Annotated in this window: 1 pseudogene; it reads left to right on the plus strand. The window is 45.4% G+C overall.

Annotation, left to right across the window (positions count from 1 at the left end):
* Positions 1-2303: pseudogene (locus HF864_RS09510) on the plus strand (hypothetical protein); the annotation flags it as partial.

Here is a 2303-nt window from a genome sequence, read left to right on the forward strand (position 1 = left end):
CTTGTTGAAGCACTTTCTGATTCTGAAGTGGACTTCGATTCGCTGGTTGATTCAGACGTACTCTCAGATTCTGAAGTAGATTCGGATTCATTTACTGATTCACTCTCACTCGTTGAGGTACTTTCAGACTCGGATGTAGATTCCGATTCGCTAGCAGATTCAGACGTACTCTCAGATTCTGAAGTAGATGCGGATTCACTTACCGACTCACTCTCACTTGTTGAAGCACTTTCTGATTCTGAAGTGGACTTCGATTCGCTGGTTGATTCAGACGTACTCTCAGATTCTGAAGTTGATTCGGATTCGCTGGCTGATTCGCTCTCACTTGTTGAAGCACTTTCGGACTCGGATGTGGACTCCGATTCGCTAGCAGATTCAGACGTACTCTCAGATTCTGAAGTAGATGCGGATTCAATTACCGACTCACTCTCACTTGTTGAGGTACTTTCGGACTCGGATGTGGACTCCGATTCGCTGGTTGATTCAGACGTACTCTCAGATTCAGAAGTAGATTCCGATTCACTGGCTGATTCGCTCTCACTTGTTGAAGCACTTTCTGATTCTGAAGTGGACTCCGATTCGCTGGTTGATGCACTCTCACTCGTTGAGGTGCTTTCAGACTCTGATGCCGACTCCGATTCACTAGCAGATTTAGACATACTCTCAGATTCTGAAGTAGATGCGGATTCACTTACCGACTCACTCTCACTTGTTGAAGCACTTTCAGACTCGGACGTGGACTCCGATTCACTCTCACTTGTTGAGGTGCTCTCAGACTCTGATGCCGACTCCGATTCGCTAGCAGATTCAGACGCACTCTCAGATTCTGAAGTAGATTCGGATTCAATTACCGACTCGCTCTCACTCGTCGAAGTGCTTTCTGATTCTGAAGTTGATTCGGATTCACTGGCTGATTCACTTTCTGACTCAGATGTTGATTCGGATTCACTTTCGCTGGCTGATTCTGATTCGGACTCGGATTCACTGACAGACTCAGATTCACTCGTCGAAGTTGATTCACTTGCTGATTCAGATGTCGATTCAGATTCACTTTCGCTGACTGATTCGGATTCGGATTCACTGGCTGATTCTGATTCACTTGTCGAAGTCGATTCACTTGCACTCAATGATTCACTTTCTGATTCAGATGTCGATTCAGATTCACTTTCGCTGGCTGATTCTGATTCGGACTCGGATTCACTGACAGACTCAGATTCACTCGTCGAAGTCGATTCACTTGCTGACTCAGATGCCGATTCAGATTCACTTTCGCTAGCTGATTCTGATTCGGACTCAAATTCACTGACAGACTCAGATTCACTCATCGAAGTTGATTCACTTGCTGACTCGGATGTCGATTCAGATTCGGATTCGCTGGCTGATTCTGATTCGGAGTCACTCATCGAAGTCGATTCACTTGCACTCAATGATTCACTTTCTGACTCAGATTCCGATTCAGATTCACTTTCGCTAGCTGATTCTGATTCTGATTCGGACTCAGATTCACTGACAGACTCAGATTCACTCGTCGAAGTTGATTCACTTTCTGACTCGGATGCCGATTCAGATTCACTTTCGCTGGCTGATTCTGATTCGGACTCGGATTCACTGGCTGATTCACTTTCTGACTCAGATGTTGATTCGGATTCACTTTCGCTGGCTGATTCTGATTCGGACTCGGATTCACTGACAGACTCAGATTCACTGACAGACTCAGATTCACTCGTCGAAGTTGATTCACTTTCTGACTCGGATGCCGATTCAGATTCACTTTCGCTGACTGATTCTGATTCACTTGTCGAAGTCGATTCACTTGCACTCAATGATTCACTTGCTGATTCAGATGTCGATTCAGATTCACTTTCGCTAGCTGATTCTGATTCCGACTCGGATTCACTGACAGACTCAGATTCACTGACAGACTCAGATTCACTCGTCGAAGTTGATTCACTTGCTGACTCAGATGTTGATTCGGATTCACTTTCGCTAGCTGATTCTGACTCAGATTCACTGGCTGATTCTGATTCACTTGTCGAAGTCGATTCACTTGCACTCAATGATTCACTTGCTGACTCAGATGTCGATTCGGATTCACTTTCGCTGGCTGATTCTGATTCGGACTCGGATTCACTGGCTGATTCACTTTCTGACTCAGATGTTGATTCGGATTCACTTTCGCTGGCTGATTCTGATTCACTTTCTGAAGTGCTTTCAGATTCACTAGCAGACTCGGATTCGCTTTCTGACTCGCTAATTGATTCCGATTCACTCTCTGAGGCGCTTTCAGATTCGCTAGCAGACTC

Source organism: Lactobacillus sp. MRS-253-APC-2B, from assembly GCF_012843675.1.
Classification (GTDB): Bacteria; Bacillota; Bacilli; order Lactobacillales; family Lactobacillaceae; genus Limosilactobacillus; species Limosilactobacillus pulli.